This window comes from Gluconobacter sp. R75690, from assembly GCF_015244525.1.
Taxonomy (GTDB): Bacteria; Pseudomonadota; Alphaproteobacteria; order Acetobacterales; family Acetobacteraceae; genus Gluconobacter; species Gluconobacter potus.
Map to the genome: position 1 here is coordinate 107,915 of NZ_JABCQB010000005.1, position 18,851 is coordinate 126,765.

The 18,851-nt window shown below is 62.7% G+C and carries 16 protein-coding genes; 9 read left to right on the forward strand and 7 right to left on the reverse strand.

Translation table 11 applies throughout. The features are described from left to right. The first annotated feature begins 68 nt into the window (after positions 1-68). The 3 genes from HKD27_RS07740 to HKD27_RS07750 are packed head-to-tail and all read left to right on the forward strand — an operon-like array spanning position 69 to position 3,234. Complete coding sequence (locus tag HKD27_RS07740; RefSeq protein ID WP_194689094.1) at positions 69-1,526, forward strand: S41 family peptidase; 1,458 nt, start codon at positions 69-71, stop codon at positions 1,524-1,526. Positions 1,527-1,543: 17 nt separating this feature from the next. Next, positions 1,544-2,725 (forward strand): divergent polysaccharide deacetylase family protein, encoded by a 1,182-nt coding sequence (locus tag HKD27_RS07745; protein WP_194689095.1) that lies wholly within the window; start codon positions 1,544-1,546, stop codon positions 2,723-2,725. Continuing rightward, entirely contained in the window at positions 2,722-3,234 is a 513-nt protein-coding gene (locus tag HKD27_RS07750; RefSeq protein ID WP_194689096.1) for an RNA pyrophosphohydrolase, read from the forward strand. The genes HKD27_RS07745 and HKD27_RS07750 overlap by 4 nt, the downstream gene beginning before the upstream one ends. Here HKD27_RS07750 and HKD27_RS07755 read toward each other — a convergent pair. Genes HKD27_RS07755 through HKD27_RS07765 form a run of 3 tightly spaced genes read right to left on the reverse strand, consistent with a single transcriptional unit; the run spans position 3,192 to position 6,714 of the window. Then, a complete protein-coding gene (locus HKD27_RS07755; RefSeq protein WP_194689097.1) occupies positions 3,192-4,946 on the reverse strand; it encodes an ABC transporter ATP-binding protein in 1,755 nt (584 codons plus the stop codon). The two genes, HKD27_RS07750 and HKD27_RS07755, sit on opposite strands and share 43 nt — an antisense overlap. Before the next feature lie 44 nt (positions 4,947-4,990). After that, positions 4,991-6,181 carry a CCA tRNA nucleotidyltransferase gene (locus HKD27_RS07760; protein ID WP_194689098.1) on the reverse strand — a complete coding sequence of 397 codons (1,191 nt, stop codon included), beginning with the start codon at positions 6,179-6,181 and terminating at the stop codon, positions 4,991-4,993. Next, entirely contained in the window at positions 6,178-6,714 is a 537-nt protein-coding gene (locus HKD27_RS07765; protein WP_194689195.1) for a DUF1285 domain-containing protein, read from the reverse strand. Before HKD27_RS07765 ends, HKD27_RS07760 begins: the two co-directional genes overlap by 4 nt. A gap of 155 nt (positions 6,715-6,869) precedes the next feature. On the opposite strand from HKD27_RS07765, the gene HKD27_RS07770 reads away from it, so the two are divergent. The 5 genes from HKD27_RS07770 (at position 6,870) to HKD27_RS07790 (ending at position 14,293) form a co-directional block, all read left to right on the forward strand. After that, positions 6,870-7,898 (forward strand): MoxR family ATPase, encoded by a 1,029-nt coding sequence (locus tag HKD27_RS07770; protein ID WP_194689099.1) that lies wholly within the window; start codon positions 6,870-6,872, stop codon positions 7,896-7,898. Positions 7,899-7,903: 5 nt separating this feature from the next. Further along, positions 7,904-8,830 (forward strand): DUF58 domain-containing protein, encoded by a 927-nt coding sequence (locus tag HKD27_RS07775; RefSeq protein WP_194689100.1) that lies wholly within the window; start codon positions 7,904-7,906, stop codon positions 8,828-8,830. After that, the gene (locus HKD27_RS07780; RefSeq protein ID WP_194689101.1) at positions 8,827-11,562 is read left to right on the forward strand and encodes a DUF4159 domain-containing protein; all 2,736 of its coding nucleotides are present in this window, start codon (positions 8,827-8,829) and stop codon (positions 11,560-11,562) included. Before HKD27_RS07775 ends, HKD27_RS07780 begins: the two co-directional genes overlap by 4 nt. Next, the gene (locus tag HKD27_RS07785) at positions 11,559-13,598 is read left to right on the forward strand and encodes a VWA domain-containing protein (RefSeq protein WP_194689102.1); all 2,040 of its coding nucleotides are present in this window, start codon (positions 11,559-11,561) and stop codon (positions 13,596-13,598) included. Before HKD27_RS07780 ends, HKD27_RS07785 begins: the two co-directional genes overlap by 4 nt. Before the next feature lie 77 nt (positions 13,599-13,675). Then, complete coding sequence (locus HKD27_RS07790; RefSeq protein ID WP_041110822.1) at positions 13,676-14,293, forward strand: ankyrin repeat domain-containing protein; 618 nt, start codon at positions 13,676-13,678, stop codon at positions 14,291-14,293. 71 nt (positions 14,294-14,364) lie between these two features. Here the strand turns inward: HKD27_RS07790 and HKD27_RS07795 are convergent, their stop codons facing one another. From HKD27_RS07795 to HKD27_RS07810, 4 genes are all read right to left on the reverse strand, one after another. After that, on the reverse strand, positions 14,365-15,450 hold the full coding sequence (locus HKD27_RS07795) for a DNA methyltransferase (protein WP_011251930.1): 1,086 nt from the start codon (positions 15,448-15,450) through the stop codon (positions 14,365-14,367). Then, on the reverse strand, positions 15,447-16,070 hold the full coding sequence (locus tag HKD27_RS07800) for a ribonuclease HII (RefSeq protein WP_194689103.1): 624 nt from the start codon (positions 16,068-16,070) through the stop codon (positions 15,447-15,449). The genes HKD27_RS07795 and HKD27_RS07800 overlap by 4 nt, the downstream gene beginning before the upstream one ends. A 146-nt stretch (positions 16,071-16,216) precedes the next feature. Continuing rightward, positions 16,217-16,852 (reverse strand): DUF4339 domain-containing protein, encoded by a 636-nt coding sequence (locus tag HKD27_RS07805; RefSeq protein ID WP_194689104.1) that lies wholly within the window; start codon positions 16,850-16,852, stop codon positions 16,217-16,219. Positions 16,853-16,928: 76 nt separating this feature from the next. After that, positions 16,929-17,219: a CsbD family protein gene (locus HKD27_RS07810; protein WP_194263611.1), complete on the reverse strand. Its 291-nt coding sequence runs from the start codon at positions 17,217-17,219 to the stop codon at positions 16,929-16,931. 282 nt (positions 17,220-17,501) lie between these two features. On the opposite strand from HKD27_RS07810, the gene HKD27_RS07815 reads away from it, so the two are divergent. After that, the gene (locus HKD27_RS07815) at positions 17,502-18,845 is read left to right on the forward strand and encodes an efflux RND transporter periplasmic adaptor subunit (protein ID WP_194689105.1); all 1,344 of its coding nucleotides are present in this window, start codon (positions 17,502-17,504) and stop codon (positions 18,843-18,845) included. Positions 18,846-18,851 lie beyond the last annotated feature (6 nt).

Consider the following 18,851-nt stretch of genomic DNA (forward strand, 5'->3'; position numbering starts at 1 on the left):
ACCGGCCTAGTCTGCCTCCGAGGCGACGACGGTCAGTACGTTCCTTCGTTCCCAAGGATGGAGATCACATGAAGTTTCGCAGTGGCCTGTTGCTGGGCACCGCCTTTCTGGCCGGACTGGCCGTCGGACCGGGAGCCCTGCGTCTTGCTGGCTCCGGCGACTTTCCGGGTGCAGCCCTCGCCCGTGAAATCTCCCATGACAACAGCGCGGAAACCGTCCGTCTGCTGACGCTGCTGGGAACGGTCATGGACGTGGTGAAGGCAGAATATGTCCACCCCGTCTCCGACAAGGACCTGATCAATAACGCGCTTGATGGGATGGTGGGCAATCTCGATCCCCATTCCTCTTACATGACCGCGGCCCAGTTCCACGACATGCAGACCGAGATCTCGGGCAAGTTCGGCGGTCTGGGCCTTCAGGTTCAGGGTGAGTCCGGACATGTCCGCGTGGTCTCCCCGATCGACGGAACCCCGGCCGCGCGCGCGGGTATCCAGCCCGGCGATTTCATCACGATGGTGGACCACAAGAGCATCGATGACCTGACACTCGATCAGGCCGTCCGCAAGATGCGTGGTGATCCGGGGACGAAAATCAGCCTGACGATCGTGCGCCCCAAGACCGGCAAGACCCTCACTTTCGACATGACGCGTGAGATCGTGCACGTCCAGATCGTGAAGTCTGCGCTGTATGGCAGCACGGGCTATATCCGCCTGACCGAGTTCGATGACGATCTCGAAAGCGCCATGCATGCCGCATTCGACAAGCTCAAGGCACAGGCCACCAAGGCACCGGGCGGCAAGCTGACCGGCATCATCCTTGACCTGCGCTCCAATCCGGGCGGCAAGCTCGATCAGGCCATTGCCGTTTCGGACGACTTCATCAAGGACGGTGAAATCGTCTCGATCCGTGGGCGTCATGCCGAGAACAACCAGCGCTGGGATGCCAAGGGTACGGACATCACCAATGGCCTGCCGATCGTCGTCCTGACGAATGGTGGCTCGGCTTCGGCCAGTGAAATCGTGGCTGGCGCCCTGAAGGATCATCACCGCGCCATTATTCTTGGCGAAAAGACCTTCGGCAAAGGCTCGGTCCAGACTCTCATTCCCATCGGCGATCAGGGTGCAGTCCGTCTGACGACAGCGCGTTATTACACGCCCTCCGGCCGCTCCATTCAGGGCCTGGGCATCACGCCTGACATCCCCGTCTCCGAGACCAAGGATGACGATGCCTATGGTTATCGTGAGGCCGACCTGTCCCATATCCTGACGAATATCGGCGGCAACCGCACAAACGAAACGCCGCGCACCGATATTCCGCCGATCGCGAAGTCCATTCCGAAGATGCCGGATGCCAGCTGGCCCGCGTTCGATGCCACGAAGCCTGCAACCGATTTCCAGCTTCAGCAGGCGATCAAGGTGATCAACGCCATGGCGGGCCTCTCAAATCCTGCACCGGCCACCGCGCCAGCAACAGAGGTCAAGGCTGCTACTCCGACCACCCCCAAACCGCCTGAAGCCCACCACTGACAAGGACATCCCGGATCGTGCAGAACCGTCCCGCCTCCAGCCGACCAGGGCTCTGGCAACGACTTCCCGTTATTGGACGCCTTCTGATCGCGTTCTGGGCCGTTCTTCTGGCCGGTGGAGCCGGGACGGCGGCGTTTCTGTTGCACCAGCAGAAACCCGCTGTTCTCGCCAAGGTCACTCCGCAGTCCAAACCGCCTCTGCCTGCGCAGCCCACTTCCCCGGCCAATTCTTCGATTGTTTCCACTCAGGCACCAAAAGAGACAACCGTGGTAGCCGCTGGAGCGCAGGCACTCGCCGTGCCGGTTCCGGCAAAGCCGGCTGACATGGCCTTACCGACGGCGACCACCACCATTCCCGCTAAGGCTATCCCGCCTTCACCAGCGGGATCTTCGACCGCTGTGACACAACAGGCTTTGCCCCCGGTTGTGTCCTCTGCCGCTTCCCCTGCTCCACAAGCATCGGCGCCCCTCCCGACCGATAAAACCGCCATCGCAATCGTGCTACAGGGATTTGGCTATTCCGATGCCCTGACCTACGACGTTCTTTCACGTATTCCCGCGCCTGTGGCGGTTGGGATTTCACCTTATGTCAGCAATATCAGCGACATCATTGCGCGGGCTCATGCCAGCCACAGGGAAGTCTATGTCACCCTTCCCATGCAGAGCGCCCATCCCGAACAGGTCGATGAAGGTCCACATGCGCTGGGATATGGAAACTCCGCTGCTGACGATCAGCGCGAACTGGAATGGTGCCTCTCCCGTGCCGCAGGCGCGGAAGGACTGACGGATGCGTCTGAAAACGGGGACGACCAGCCGGGCGGCGGCTATGCGACTTCGCCCGATTTTTCCCCAATTGCCAGTGCCATCAGCAGCCGGGGCCTGCTCTATCTGGCGGGATCCGCGCAGGATGGCCGGCGCACCCGCGGGATGACGGCAACAGCCTGGATCGACGGAGATACGGACGCCGCCACTCTGGACAGCCGCCTGGCCGCCCTGCTGCCTCAGGACGGAAAGCCGGCAAAGATCCTGCTGATGGTCGGGCCGATCACGCCTGTCATGATCGACCGTCTCGCAAACTGGCTTAAAGGTCCGGCCGCGCAGAACTTCGTCGTTGTACCGCCATCAGCTTTTGCGGATAGCGGCATCAGCAACGATCAGGCCGCCAATCTTTCACCTTCCAATCCGGTAGCGCCCCTATGACCGATCCCATGACCCTTCCCTACCGCCCGAATGTGGGAATTGCGCTCTTCAACCGTGACGGCAAGCTGTTCATCGCCCGGCGCACAGACCTTCCGGGAGACGTCTGGCAGTGTCCACAGGGCGGTATTGATGAAGGTGAGACACCACAGGTCGCGGCCCTGCGGGAAATGGGAGAAGAAATTGGAACCCAGAACGCGAGAATTCTGGCCGAACGGAGTGGCTGGCTTTCCTATGATCTGCCGTCTGACCTGATCGGAAAGGCCCTGGGAGGACGTTTTCGGGGGCAGACCCAGAAATGGTTCGTGATGGGTTACGAGGGACAGGATTCCGATATCCGTCTGGATCTTCAGGACCCGCCTGAATTCGACGCCTGGGAGTGGGTTGAGCCGCAGGCGGTTCTGAAACGCAATCTGGGCTTCAAGAAAGCCCTCTATGCCGATCTGATTCCTGAACTGGCAGCGCTTTTTCAGGCTGCTGCCAGAGACTGGGTCCGCACCAGCCGCGCATAAAGGCCATCCTTGCGGAGAAGTTCGGCATGGGTGCCGGCTTCGGCAACGGCGCCCTGATCCATCACAACGATCAGATCGGCAGCCTGCACGGTGGAAAGCCGGTGCGCGACGATCACTGTCGTACGGCCTGAACGCAGGTTTGCCAGTGCATTCTGCACCCGCGCCTCGCTTTCGGAATCAAGCGCACTCGTCGCTTCATCCAGCAGCAGGATGCGCGGGTTACGAAGCAGGGCGCGGGCCAGAGCCACGCGCTGACGCTGACCACCGGACAATCGGCGTCCACCCGGCCCGACGCGTGTTTCCAAACCCGCCGGCAGGTTATCGAGGAAATCGACCGCCGCCATGGCGCAGGCCTTTTCGACCTCGCTGCGTGATGCGGAAGGCCGCCCGATCCAGATATTTTCAAGCACGGACATGTCGAACAGGGTCGTATCCTGGCTGACATACGCGATGGCGTCCCGAAGGGAAGACAGGGTCAGATCCCGCAGATCCATCCCTTCAAGACGGATGCTGCCCGCGCTGACATCATGCAGACGCGGGATCAGGGAAAGCGCCGTGGATTTTCCGGCGCCGCTCGGCCCTACGAGCGCGACGGTTTTCCCAGGCTGAACCTCGAAGGTCAGGTTCTGCAGACCAACCCTCCCATCCTCGTAACGGTAGCTGGCCTGCTGGAACGCCAGATGTCCTTTTCCGGACGGGAGGGGTTTCGCGTTCGGACGTTCCACAACAGCCGGGGGTTCATCGATCACGGCAAAAACCCGCGACAGACCGGCCAGTCCTTCCTGAAGAGCCGTATTAAGCGAGCCCAGCGCCCGGATTGGCCGGGCGGCAGTCAGGAGAGCGGCAATAAAGGCGGTAAAGTCCCCCAGTGTCGCACCGCCCTGGGCCGCGCGCCAGCCCGCAAAGCCCAGCACGGCAGCGACGGCGGCACCACCCAGAACCTCCAGAACCGGATCGACACGCGCGCGTCCTTTGGCAATCCGCAGGAAGGCCGAGTGCAGCAGATCCAGCGAGTGATCGACGCGCGTACTTTCCCGCTCTTCCATCCGGTAGATGCGGACCTGCCGGGCCAGGGCAAAACTTTCGTTGAGCAGGGCCGAAGTCTCGCCGATCTGTTCCTGCATGCCGCCCGAGGCCCGGCGCACTTTCTTGCCCAGCTTCTGGATAGGCACGGCCGCGACCGGGTAGAGCACAAGCGCGATCAGGCTCAGTTCCCAGTCCGTGACGATCATGGAAATGACGAGCCCCACCACCGTCACCGCATCACCGAGCGCGTTGACCACACGGATCATGGCCTCGCGGATCGAAATGGCATCCGTGGTGAAACGGGCGGCCCATTTGGCGGGGGCGTCTTTTTCGATGGTCGAGACATCCGCCTGAAGTGCATGGGCGAACATGCGCGACTGCAATCCGCGGATTACGGCCAGAACCAGTCCCTGCACGGCGATCGTCTGCCCGTACTGGGACGCGGCTTTCAGTCCAGTCACGATCACGACCAGAGCCGGCACCTGATAGAGGATCCGGGAATCATGCGCCGCGAACATATCCACAGCTCGCTTGATGACCGCGGGATAAAGCGCGGTCAGCCCTGCCATCAGGACCGTCAGAACAATGACGGAGATGATCCGTCCCACATGCTGGCGCATTTCCTCACGCCAGATGCGTTTCATCAGGACGCGGCTGTCCGTATCAAGAGCTGTCGTTTTCGTCATATCGGGGGTTTAGCAGGCCTTGCGAAAAGGGCGAAACCGCCGTTTCATTTCTGCGTGGCAAGATAGGCCAGGCACGCGCTCCGGTCCGGCAGGCATCCCTGCGCCATCCACCAGTCCCGGCCCGTTTTCAGCCATTGCCCCATCCCCGGCCCTGGGCGAAGCCCCTGCGTGATGGCATCCTTGCCCGATAGCGGGAATTCGGGCTGCGGCATGGCCTGCAACCGTGAACGGAACCGGTCCCACGCACTGTCAGGCGCGCCCACAAGACGGGCCTGAAGCAACCAGCTCCGCTCTACAAGCCGGTCCAGATCCTGTAGCACCCGCAGACGACGCAGGTCGTCATCGGACAGTTCCGGATGCAAGGCCGGTTGAGCTGACGCCCAGGCCTCGATCTTTGTGCCATCCGCGTTGGACAGTTTCAGGCGGCCAGTCAGCTCCGGGCTATGCCGGTGACACAGCGCAAACAGCCTGAGCAGGGAAGACACGGGGGCCTCACAGGCCAACAGACGGTTCAGGAAATGCTGATCCGGCTCTGGTAGAAGCACCTGAAGCAGGCCGACCGATGCCATTGCCCCGATCGTTTCGTTCAGGCGCGGACCGGACAGAATTCTCAGCAGTTCCGAGGCCACCCGTTCAGCCGAGAGCGTGCCAATCAGTCCAAGCTGCTCCGAGACGGCCTGACATGCCTCCCGGTCAGGAACGCCATGCCCGTATCGCGCATCGAACCGGAAGAAACGAAGGGCTCTCAGCGCGTCTTCCGCGATCCGGCGCGAGGCGTCTCCAACGAACCGCACGCGATGGTTCTGAAGATCCTCACGGCCGCCAAAATAATCATGGAGCCGGTCGTGACGGTCCAGCGACATGGCGTTGATCGTAAAATCCCGCCGGGCCGCGTCTTCCGCCCAGTCCTGCGTCCAGGCCACGATCGCGTGGCGCCCGTCCGTTTCCTCGTCGCGACGCAGGGTCGTGATTTCGTAGGGTACATTGTCCAGCAATGCCGTGACGGTCCCATGGGCAAGCCCGGTGGGAATCACGCGGATGCCGGCCTCTTCCAGCCGGCGTTGCACATCATCTGGCGGTTCCGGAGTCGCCAGATCCAGATCATGGACGGCAACACCGGCGAGCAGATCGCGCACCGATCCTCCGACAAGGCGAGCCTCAGGCAAGACCGCCCATATGCGATCCAGTCCCGTACGATCTGGCAGCCGCTCCAGCAGGCCGGAGTTCTGCGTCATGCAAGGCGCGAAAGCGGGAAGAAACAGTCCTGGCTCCAGACACCGAGACAGGGCTCACCCTTCACATGTCCGGGAACCGCAAGGGCCGCGAGTTCGTAATGCACCGCACGTGTCACCCGTGCGAGGATGGGGAAAGCCCCCTCGCCGTCACGGACATGGACATAGGGTACGCTGGCGCACTCGTCCGACGGGCGGTCCCAGTCACAGGAGAGCGGATGTTCGGGGCCAATACAGATCAACTCATCCATGTTGGTGCGAAAACAGAGATTCTGCTGCCGGCCACAGGTGCCACGGAAGTCCAGCTCGACCGCCACGAATGGCACATCCTCGACCTGGATGATCCCCTGTTCCATCGGCGTTTTCAGCCAGTAGGTTCCCTCAGGATCGCGGGTGAGCATCGAAGAGAACATGCACAGCATGGCTTTGCGTTTGATCGCCGAGCCCCGGTAAAGCCAGGTGCCGTCGCGCTGAATGAGAAAAGGCAGCAGCCGGGGGCCTGTACCAGGCGTTCCGGGAAAGGAAGACGGAGGCATCAGGGGATCTGGAGACAGGGCGGCGTCAGGTCGGGCCGCCTGCCGGAACTGATGATCGCTCAATTTTCCCTCCAACTGCATAAAAACTCTCTTCTCACACCAACTTGGGTGCAATCGAGCCTTGATGAAACCCCCACACCTGTCAGACTGGTGTCATGAGCGAGCAGCAATATTCTTCCGGCGTTTCCGCCGGCACCCTGCAGGGCGAGGCGGACGTGGCTGAAGCCGACCGTCTGGCCCCGGTTCTCCGTCATGTCCGCCAGGCCATCGGCGGAATTGTTCTGGGCCAGGACAGCGTCATTGAACAGGTTCTGGTTACGATCCTGTCCGGTGGTCACGCGCTTCTGATGGGCGCGCCCGGTCTGGGCAAGACGCTTCTGGTCAATACGGCGTCGCGCGTGCTGGGTCTGGACGCCACGCGCATTCAGTTCACGCCCGACCTGATGCCGTCGGACATTACAGGTGCCGAGATTCTCGATCAGGATACGGACGGGCAGCGTGCCTTCCGCTTCCTGCCCGGCCCGATTTTCGGTCAGCTTGTTCTGGCTGATGAAATCAACCGTGCCAGCCCGCGTACCCAGTCCGCACTGCTTCAGGCCATGGCGGAGCGCCGTGTCACGCAGGGCGGCAAGGATTATGCCCTTCCGCGTCCTTTCCACGTTCTCGCGACCCAGAACCCGATCGAGCAGGAAGGCACCTATCCGCTTCCTGAAGCCCAGCTCGACCGTTTCATGCTTCAGATCAGCCTTGGATTTCCAGGTCGGGACGCGGAACGTCAGATGCTGCTTCAGACCACGGGCGCCACAACACCGACGGCTTCTGCCCTGATGAATGCCGAAAGCCTTCTTGCGGCCCAGAATCTCGTCCGCCGTCTGCCGGTTGGTGACCAGATCGTGGATGCGATCCTGACACTGACGCGCTCGCTGCGTCCGGAGGATCCGTCCTCTCCGCAGGACGTACGGGAAGCCGTGTCCTACGGTCCCGGCCCGCGTGCGGCACAGGCCCTGATGATCGCGACCCGTGCCCGCGCGCTGCTCGACGGTCGGCTGGCCCCGAGCCTTGATGACGTCGTGGCCCTTGCAAGCCCGGTTCTGTCCCATCGTATCGGGCTGGGTTTTGGCGCGCGCGCATCGGGGACGGATCGCGAAGCCCTGATCCGCAAGCAGGCACAGGCCCTCCTCTGATCGCCGTGAAAAGTCCGTCCGATACCCTTCGCAGTCTCTTCCGCCGCAACCGGGGCGCCGCTTCCAGCGCTCCAGCCGTGCAGGCAGAAAGCCTCGCCCTGCCCGCACTTGTTCTTGAAGCTGAAAAGATTGCCGCGAGCCTGCAAAGCGGTGTTCATGGCCGCAGGCGTTCGGGCGCGGGTGAGGATTTCTGGCAATTTCGTCCTTATCACGCCGGCGAGCCCGCAACGTCCATCGACTGGCGGCAGTCTGCCCGCTCTCCGGTCGAGGACACGTTCTGGGTCCGTGAACGTGAGCGGGAAAACGCCCAGTCGCTGATGCTGTGGTGTGACCCGTCGCCCTCCATGCAGTGGCGCTCGTCCGATGCCTTGCCCACCAAGGCGGAGCGGGCCCAGCTCTGTACGCTGGCGCTGGCTTCGGCATCCCTTCGGGGTGGTGAGCGTGCCGGGCTGCTGACCGGGATTGAGGCGGGACGCGCTCTGGCTGGTCGGCAGGTCCTGCCGCGGCTGGCCGCCTCCCTTCTGCATCCGGATGCGGACGAGCCAGAGTTCCCGCGCATGGCACTCGTTCCCGCCCGGTCCGATCTGGTCGTGATCAGCGATTTCCTGTGGGACGAAGACCGGATCGACGCATTTCTCAAGACCTGCGCCAGCCGCCCCGTGCGAACGCATCTTCTCTGCGTTCTCGATCCTGCGGAACGGGAGTTGAAACGCTCCGGACGAATCCGGTTTGAAGGGCTGGAAGGCGGCGTTCTGACGCTTCCGGCCATGGAAAGCCTTGGCCCGGCTTATGAACAGGCCATGAATACCCATCTGGCAGCGCTGAAGCAGAGTGCGGCCTCGCTCCATGCCGACTGCATCATGCATGACACGTCGCAGAACCCGCTTCCGGCCCTGCTGGCGCTTCACATGGCATTGGGAGGCGGTCGATGATTCTTCTTGCCCCGCTCCTGCTGCTTGGTCTTCTCACGCTGCCCGCCTTGTGGTGGCTGGTCCGCGCCACGCCGCCTGCCCCGCAGGATCAGCGCTTTCCGTCCCTGCTCATCCTGAACCGGCTGACGGCGCGGCGCGAAGATGCGGCCCGTTCGCCGCTCTGGCTCCTGCTTCTGCGCATGGCCGCCGTGGCCCTCGTCATTTTCGGACTGGCCCGTCCTGTCCTGACCCCGCATCAGGCCGAAACCGGAAACGGCCCGCTCACCCTTGTGCTCGATGACGGCTGGGCCGCCATTCCGCACTGGAATGAACGTATTTCGGCGGCTCTGGCCCTCGGCGAAACTGCGATCCGCAATGGTCAGGACGTGACGCTGCTGCATGCTGCCCGCGCGCCTGATGGCGCGATGCCCGAAGCGTTCACGACACATGACGCACATGCTCTGTCCGAACATCTCTCCCGTCTGCGGCCTCAGCCCTGGCCAACGGACCGTCAGGCTCTGGCGGCCCTACTCCAGCACCGGGACCTGTCGGGCCAGCGCGTGATGGTCCTTTCGGACGGGCTGGCGACCAACGGAGACACTGTCCTGCATGACGTGCTCGCAAAGGCCCGTTCCGTGCAGGACATGCGCTGGAATAGCTGCGACATCCTGCGCCTTGCCGCGCCCACCGGTCAGGACGGCGCCCTTCATGCCAGAGTGGACACGCTCTCCTGCCCGACGCGCACTGTGACACTCCATGCTGCCAACGCCAATGGTGGAACGCTCGCGGCGTATCCTGTCAGAACCGGGCAGGATCAGACCATTTCGCTCCCGCCTCTCCTGCGGAACCAGCTTGATCATCTGACGCTAGAAGGTGCGACTGGCCCGGCTGCGGTGCATCTGATGGGACAGGCTGATCACCGCCGCCCTGTCGGCATTCTTCAGACGCCCGGCGATGCCACACCTCTTGTCGGCTCGGCGTTCTTCCTGAACCGCGCCTTGCAGCCCATTTCAGATCTGCATAGCGGGGATGCGACGGCCCTGCTGGGTGCGCCCCTGTCTGTCCTGATTGCGACCGATGGTGCGCTTTCCGGCGATCAGACGCGCAGCCGTGTTCTGAACTGGGTCCGTCATGGCGGCATGCTCGTCCGCTTTGCCGGTCCCGGCCTCGCCGCCGATCAGGGTGCCGCGTCCGACGCTACATCAGACGCTCTCCTGCCCGTCCATCTCATGAGTGGCATGCGGCAGCTCGGCGGTCCCATGTCCTGGGGCAAGCCGCAGACACTGGCACCCTTCCCTGAAACCTCTCCGTTTTCCGATCTGACGATCCCGCCCGATGTCACCGTCTCCCGGCAGGTTCTGGCCAAGCCTGAAACGGGCCTCACGGATCATGTCTGGGCGGCCCTGAGCGACGGCACGCCCCTCGTGACCGCGCGGGCGGAAGGCAATGGCGAGATCGTGCTGTTCCATGTCACGGCCTCGCCGGACTGGTCCAATGTGCCACTGTCGGGGCTGTTCCCCGACATGCTGGAGCGCCTGATCGAACGTTCGGCCGGTGTTGCGGGCGGTGGGCCTTCGGAGCTTGCGCCCTGGCGTATTGTCGGAAGTGACGGCGGGCTCATCATGCCGCCACAGGCCGCACGCTCCATCCGTGTCTCGGATCTGGCGCATATACCTGTCTCCGTTACGCATCCCGCCGGACTTTATGGTCCGGCCCATGGAACGCATGCTCTGAACCTTTCCGATTCTGCGCCCGCAATGAAGGAAGAAGTCCTGCTGGGGTCCAGCATTTCACCGGATGGCGCCCATGCGGACCGTCCGCTTGGTCCTGCGCTGATGACGGCCGGTCTGCTGCTGCTGCTGCTGGACCTGATCCTGTCCCTGCGGCGTCGCGGGCTGCTGGGGGCTCTGGGCGTGGCCTGTCTGCTGATCCTGCCCGTGGCCCATGCCCAGACCTCGACGCAGATGCCGCCCCTGCCGACAACAGTGCCACAGGCCGCGCTTGATACACGGCTGGCCTATGTCATCACCGGCCATGACGATATCGACACTGTCTCCCGCGAAGGGCTTCAGGGCCTGTCGGACTTTACGACTGCACGCAGTTCCGCAACGCTCGGCCATCCGGATGGCGTCGTTCCGGGCAAGGACGATCTGGCGTTCTATCCGCTCCTGTACTGGCCGGTCACACCCGATGCGCAGGCCGATCCCGAGCGCACAAAGGCTCTCAATGCGTTCATGGATCATGGTGGCATCCTGCTGATCGACGAACAGGGCGCGGGCACCGATACGGATTCCGGAACCAGTTCTGCCGCCCGGGCTGCACTTCAGCGCGTCACCGATGGCCTCGTTGTGCCGCCACTCGCCAAGCTGACGGAAAAGCACGTTCTGGCTCACACTTTCTATTTACTGCACAGCGGCTTTCCCGGCCGCGTTGCCGGGCAGCCGGTCTATGTCGCGCGTAACGGCGATGAAGCGAATGATGACGTCAGCCCGGTCATCATCGGCAATGGCGACTGGGCGCATGCTTGGGCCGTGGATGGTTCGGGCAACCATCCCTTTGCCGTCATTCCCGGTGGCGAGGACCAGCGGACTCAGGCCTATCGTTTCGGCATGAATATGGTGCTGTACGCCCTGACCGGAAACTACAAGAACGATCAGGCCCAGTATCCTGAAATGCTCCGCCGCCTCGGCACACCCGACAATGGAGCCGCCGCAACCAGCCCGGACAGCGTTGACGAGGAGGACGCACCATGATGTTCGATCTTTCTCCCATGCTGCCGGTCTGGCTTCTGGCGACACTGGCAATCCTGACCGTTGCGGGCGCGATTTACGGTGCGCTGCGTGGTGCGCGTGGCATGCTCTGGCGGGCACTGGCTGTTCTGGCCCTGCTGGGCTGGCTGTCCGGACCCCGTTCGCTGCATCCGGTGCTGCGGCCCGTGCCGCAGGATGCGCTTCTGGTCGTGGACCGCTCGGCCTCCATGCAGGTCGGGCACCGGACTGCCATCGCAGATCACGCTGCCGAACAGATCATGCAGGACGCGGCCCATCTTCCGGGCCTGACGCTGCATCGCGTGGATGTGCCGGGCGGGACCGGTCACGGAACGCGCCTGTTCGAGGCGCTGGACCACGCCGATCTGCCGCAGGGACGTTTCGCGGGCGCCATCGTCGTGACCGATGGAATGGATCATGACGTTCCGCCTCATCTGCCGCCCCGCTTTCATGGAGCAAACGGCCAGACGCTTCCTCTGCATCTTCTGCTAACAGCGCATGACGAGGAACAGGACCGGCGCCTGCGCATCCTGAGCACGCCGCCCTATGCGATTGTCGGGCAGAACGCCACGATCCGCGTTCAGGTGGACGATCTGGGCGCCCCGAGCGCTTCGGACGCCATTCTCACGATCCGCTCCGGCGATGCCCTACCACAGACACGCCCCATCCAGACCGGCACGCCACAGGACATCACGCTGCCCGTCCAGCATCCCGGCGAAACGCTGGTCGGCCTATCCGTCTCCCCTCTAGCGGGGGAAGCGTCCACCGAGAACAACAGTGAAGTCGTGCGCATCCGTGGCGTCCGGGACCGGTTGCGCGTTCTGCTGGTCTCAGGTGTGCCCAATCAGGGCGAGCGCGTCTGGCGCCGGCTGCTGAAGGCCGATCCCTCTGTCGATCTCGTGCACTTCACCATCCTGCGCTCTCCCAACACCGATGACGGCACGCCGCTGTCCGATCTGGCGCTGATCCCGTTTCCCATCCGCGAACTGTTTCAGGAAAAGATCCGCAGCTTCGACCTCATCATTCTGGACGGCTTTCGCAACAGCAACATTCTGCCTGACGAGTACCTGACCAACATCGCCGATTACGTGCGCAATGGCGGCGGCCTGCTGGTAACGGCCGGACCCGAATTCACACAGGACGGTACGCTTCAGGACACCAGCCTCGCGCAGGTTCTCCCCGCGCATGTCAGCACGGACGGAATCGTTACCCGCGCCTTCCGCCCTTCCCTGACCGATCTCGGCAAGACCCATCCTGTAACTGCGGGCCTGACGGAAGACTGGGGCCCCTGGTATCGCGCCCTTCATCCGGACCAGTCACACGGCGAAGACCTGATGCACGGTCCCGATGGCGCGCCGCTTCTTCTGCTGGACCGAGTGGATCAGGGACGCGTGGCCATGCTGCTGTCGGACCAGCTCTGGCTCTGGTCGCGTGGGGAAGGTGGCGGCGGACCGCAGGCCGAACTTCTGCGCCGCCTGTCCCACTGGCTGATGAAGGAACCGGATCTTGAGGAAAACCGCCTCACCGCCAGGATCGAAAACGGACAGCTCACCGTGGAACGTCATGCGGCCGGGCAGACGGTGTCGCCGGAAGCCTTCGTGACCGCACCGGATGGAAAACGCCTGCCCGTCGCACTGACCCAGACCAAGGGCGTCTGGCACGCCAGCGTGCCTGCGACCCTGCCGGGAATCTGGAGTGTCCGGCAGGACGGCCTTGTTGCCTTCGCCAGCCCGGTTTCTCATGACCCGATCGAGCGGCAGGACCTGCGCGCCACCGCGACCGTCATGGACGGCGCAGCCAAGGCTTCTGGCGGAACTGTCTCATGGATTGCGGATCAGACGCCCCATCTGCGACAGGTCTCGGCCGGTAACGCCATGAGCGGTTCGGACTGGATGGGTCTGCCCGTCACGACCGCCGCCGTCGCGGGTGAGACACGCACGAAAGACCTCGTTCCCGCCTGGGCGGCCCTGCTTGCGGCGCTGATTTTCCTCGCAATCGGCTGGTGGCGGGAAGGTCATTGAAAAAATGTCACATTCCGGCACGCCTGAGAGGCATCTGCAGACTCGCACAGGACGATCGATCACAGTATATTGGCATCATGCGACTGCTCCCCACCCTGCCCCGCCTGCTGCTCGTTGCCGCTCTGGCAATGACGCCGACGATTCTCGTACCCTGGCATCACGCCCAGGCTCAGGATGCCGACGACGCCGAGGCTGAACAGGAAGCCGAAGCCGCCCAGAAGAAGGCCGAGGCCCGCAAGGCCGCCCAGCGCGCCGCGCCGCCTTCCGCCCTGCCCGGAGCAGAAGCATCCGACGACGATGCCGGTCATGCCCGTTCGGACGTGAACCCGACTACCGCCCTGTTCGATGCCATCAACCGCGGCTCGCTCAATGCTGCGAAAGAAGCCCTCAACCGCGGCGCCGACATGGGCGGTCACAACGTTCTGGACCAGACGCCGCTGGACATGGCCATCGACCTGAACCGCAAGGATATCATGTTCCTGCTCCTGTCGATGCGGACCTACAACCCGGATGGCAAGATCGAGAACAGCGTCTCTGACGAGGGCGTCGAGATGAAGAACGGCAGCGGCCATCTCACGATCGGCGGCAAATCCGTCACCCCGAAACGCTCTCTCGTCGCAGCGTCCCCGCATTTCGATACGAGCGGCGGAAAACCGGACCCGTCAGTCGGCTTCCTTGGTTTTGCAGGCCATTGATATTTCTGCACCAGACACGAAAAAAGCCGGAGACTGATCTCCGGCTTTTTTTATGAGCACTGCCCGGGGCGTCAGCCAACGTTGCGGAGCGCCTGGCTTTCCTGACGCAGCACATCGATCTGGACGTACTGGCCGTCCCGCTCGAAATACCAGAACGTCCAGCCATTGCAGGACGGTGCATTGGTCAGCATCGCACCCAGCTTGTGGATCGAGCCGCGCTGATTGCCCGACACGAGCGTGCCATCGGGCGTGACGGTTGCTTTCAGCCGCTTTTGCCGGTCATACAGCAGCGTCCCGGCCGGAAGGACACCGGTTTCCACGAAACTGCCGAACGGAATGCGCGGCATTTCGCGCTTAGCGGGGGTCGTTGCAAGCTGCTCGGAAGTCAGGCGCTCTTCACGCGCCACGCGTTCCCGGGCGGCTTTGACGTAGTCCGGGTGGCGTTCAATGGCGATGTAATGGCGTCCCAGACGCTTCGCCATCGCCGGGGTCGTGCCGCTTCCGCAGAACGGATCGAGCACCACGTCATTGGCATTGGTCGAGGCGACCAGCACGCGATGCAGCAGGCTTTCCGGCTTCTGCGTCGGATGCAGTTTCAGGCCATGTTCGTTTTTCAGGCGCTCATTGCCCGTGCAGAGCGGCAGGTACCAGTCCGAACGCATCTGAAGATCGTCGTTCAGGGCCTTCATGGCCTGATAGTTGAAGCGATACTTGCTCTGCGGACCGCGCGCCGCCCAGATCAGCGTCTCATGCGCGTTGGTAAAGCGACGTCCGCGGAAATTCGGCATCGGGTTGGACTTGCGCCAGACGATGTCGTTCAGGATCCAGAAGCCCAGATCCTGCATGATCGCACCCAGCCGGAAAACGTTGTGATACGATCCGATGACCCAGATCGTGCCGTCCTTGTGCAGGATGCGTCGCGCTTCGCTCAGCCATTCGCGCGTAAAATTGTCGTAGGTCGCGTAATCCGCGAACTTGTCCCAGTCGTCGTCCACACCGTCCACGACGGTTTCGTCAGGACGACGCAGTTCACCGCGCAGCTGAAGGTTGTACGGTGGGTCGGCGAAAATGCAGTCCACGCTCCCATCGGGCAGCGTCTTCATCGTTTCGATGCATTCTCCACGCAGGATCTGGTCGACGGGAAATTCACCGCTCATGCTGCGTGTGCCTCTGCTTCAATCATGTTTCGTATCGGCGCGAACCCGCGCCTGTGATGGGGGGTCACCCCCCGGAGCTTCAGTCCCTGCATATGCGCGGCCGTGCCGTAACCGGCGTTGCGCTCCCATCCATAAGCATCATGACGCACGGCCAGACGCGCCATCAGGCGGTCCCGCGTCACTTTTGCGATGATGGAGGCTGCGGCAATAGACAGGCTGATCCCGTCCCCGCCGATCACCATTTTTATGGGACATGGCAGCTTCGGGGCATGTTTGCCGTCCACAAGCGCCAGATCGGGAGTACGTCCCAGACGGGACAGCGCGCGCCGCATGGCCAGATAACAGGCCTGGGCGATGTTGATCCGCTCGATTTCCGCGACGGATGCGGCGCCGATACCGATCAGCGCCTGCTCATCGGCCATCAGGGCGTCATAGGCCAGCATCCGGCGACGGGCCGTCAGTTTCTTGGAATCATCGAGGAGGGAAGACAGGGTTTCTGAGGGGGGAGCCGTGAATGCTACGGCAGAAGCCACTACCGGCCCTGCCAGAGGACCACGCCCGACTTCGTCGATCCCGACGACCAGCCCCCCATGGGCAGCTTCCAGGGCGTAATCCGGCATTTCTGAGCATTCTCCCCGACAGACACCCCGAAACCAGGTGACCGAATCGGTTTTGAATCATGGCGACTCGAAAGGGAAGCCCCAAAATGCATGTTCTCTAAGTTTAGTCTGTCAAGTGTGGTGGGAAAGACTCTTTCCCACCACCGTCAGAGTTCTTCCTGTTCGTTGTCCTGACCCGAGGCCGGCGGGGTTGAGGGAACGGGCTGATTCAGCTGTCCCTGCCGGGTTTGAAGCTCGGTTTCGATCTGGGGCAACTGATAGATCTTTTCCGTCACGTTGGCCGCCAGCAGTACGAGACTGACGATCAGGAGCGACAGCCCGCGCCCGACAATCTGCCGGCGCCGCCAGAAATATCCGGGCAGGAACAGCCACCACCAGAAGCCCGGCGGGGTCTGTCCACTTTCACGGATGGAGTTCCGGTCCAGCATGAAGGCTGTAAAGAACAGGGCCAGCGACATCATTCCGACGATGGAGAATGTCCCCATCCGCTCGCTGTCGGGGATCTGCCGCCAATCCAGGACGAGAAGCGCCAGGCGCTGGATCAGCCACGGTCCGACCAGCAGGACCCAGGCCCAGTGCTCCGAGATCCCGGCCGACATGCGCAGCAGCCCCGTGAGCGGAGACACCAACCCCGCCGCGCTGGCCGGCTTCCAGACGTCTCCGAATTCCGACGTCCAGACAAGCGTCTCAGGTCTGATGCGCTGCTGCATGATCAGACGCAGAATTTCTTCACGGGAGACGGGACCGGCCTGCTGCCCGTTATTCTCGTAAAACCATTCCATGCAAAAAGCCTCCCGGATTACTCCGGGAGGCTTCTAGCACAAAGACGCCGCTGTGGTCGAAGCGCCTCTTGCTCCCTCAGGAGCTTTTGCGACCGAACATCAGTCCGCCCACGATCATTCCGACGACCGTCGCAATCACCAGCGAGATCAGGGGACGATCCTGAACGAATGCCGTCGCGGCTTCGAGCTTGGTTTCACCCTCGTCGTACAGGTCAGCGAAGTCCTGCTGCGCCATGCCGGAAAGCTGGTCGAACTTGCCTTCAGCCTGGAGCTTCGCATCGCCCGTCAGACCGCCTAAACCGTCCTTGACCTTGCCTTTGGCTTCATCCAGGAGGCCCTCGGCCTTCGTCTCAGTTGTATCAGCCATCTTGTTCTCCTCTGTCCGGATAGACCTGTGTCTGCATTCAAACGCACGACGGGAGCATCCGGTTCCAGTCCGATATGATCCCTGAGCGCAGAAGAGACAAGCCCCGGGGAAAAGTAACGAACCGTATCATTTTGCCCGGTTTTTGATTTTCGTTGTCAAAACTGAACAGGATTTAAGGTCGTGTCATGGCAGGCGCTGGTTTCCTGCCGTATAGGTATGAAAACACACAGCATCGCCGCCTGAGAGCCCTGCGCTCTGGTATACGGGAAAGACAGAACCACCATGGATCAGCAGACGGCCGGCTCCAGCGACCGCCTTACGAACAGCACAGCCCAGTCCTCTCCCCCACCAGCCCGTTCCCGTCGGCGCTGGATCCTGTGGGGAATTGTCCTTCTGGTCGCTCTCCTGATCCTGTTCGCGATCTTCCGCCCCCATGGGGCGACACACAAGCATGCCCGCGGGGCAGCCGCCGACGGAAGCGTACAGCCCGTCGCCGTCGCAAGTGCCCATATCGGCGACATGCCTGTCATTTTCCAGGAAATCGGCACGGTCGTCCCCGTCACCAACGTAACGATCACGCCGCGCGTCAACGGCCATATCGCCGCCGTCTATTATCAGGAAGGCCAGCACGTCCATAAGGGAGACGAGCTCGAACTGATCGATCCGCGTCCCTACGAGGCCACGCTCGCGCAGTATCGTGGCACGCTTGCAGCCGATATCGCGCAGCTTGAAAAGGCCCGCGTGGACAATGCCCGGTACCAGCGCCTGATCAAACAGAACTCGACCTCGGCGATGACGGCCCGGGATCAGGAATTCACGGTGCAGCAGCTCGAAGGACAGGTCGAATACGATCGCGCCAATGTCCGCAACGCCGAACTGAACGTGATGTACTGCCACATCATCGCGCCGGTCGATGGCCGTGTCGGTATCCGCGTGCTCGACGTAGGCAACTATGTCACCGCAGGTCAGTCCGGCGGCCTGACGATCCTGACACAGATGCAGCCGATCTCCGTGATTTTCACGGTCCCGCAGAACCAGCTTGGCGAAGTCGCGACCCATCTGCGGGAGTCCGGCGAACTGACGGTTGAAGCCTGGAACAGCGACAACACCCAGAAACTCGCCACCGGCACCGTGAAGGCCCTCGACAGCCAGATCGATACCTCGACCGGAACGGTCCGGATGCGTGGCATTTTTGCCAACGAGGACGAGCACCTCTTCCCGAACCAGTTCGTCAACCCGCATCTGCTGGTCACGACGCTGCATAATGCCCTGCTCGTCCCCGGCAATGCCTTGCAGACCGGTCCAGACGGGCGCTTCGTCTACCGCGTGAAATCCGACATGACCGTGGAAGTCGTTCCCGTCACCGTGGGCGCAACCGACAGCACGAATGCCGTGATCCAGAAAGGCCTGAACGACGGTGACCGCGTCGTGACAGACGGTGTCAGCCATCTGCGTCCGGGGCAGAAGATCTCGATCCCCGACACCTCTTCGGCAGCGAAGCAGACCTCGGAAGCCGAACAGCAGACCGCTGGTCAGCACCGCCGTCACCGCAACGGACAGCAGAGTTCCGACGCACCGCAGCAGCAGAACGACCCGTCCTCGCCCGCCGATACCGGCAATCACTGATCGCCG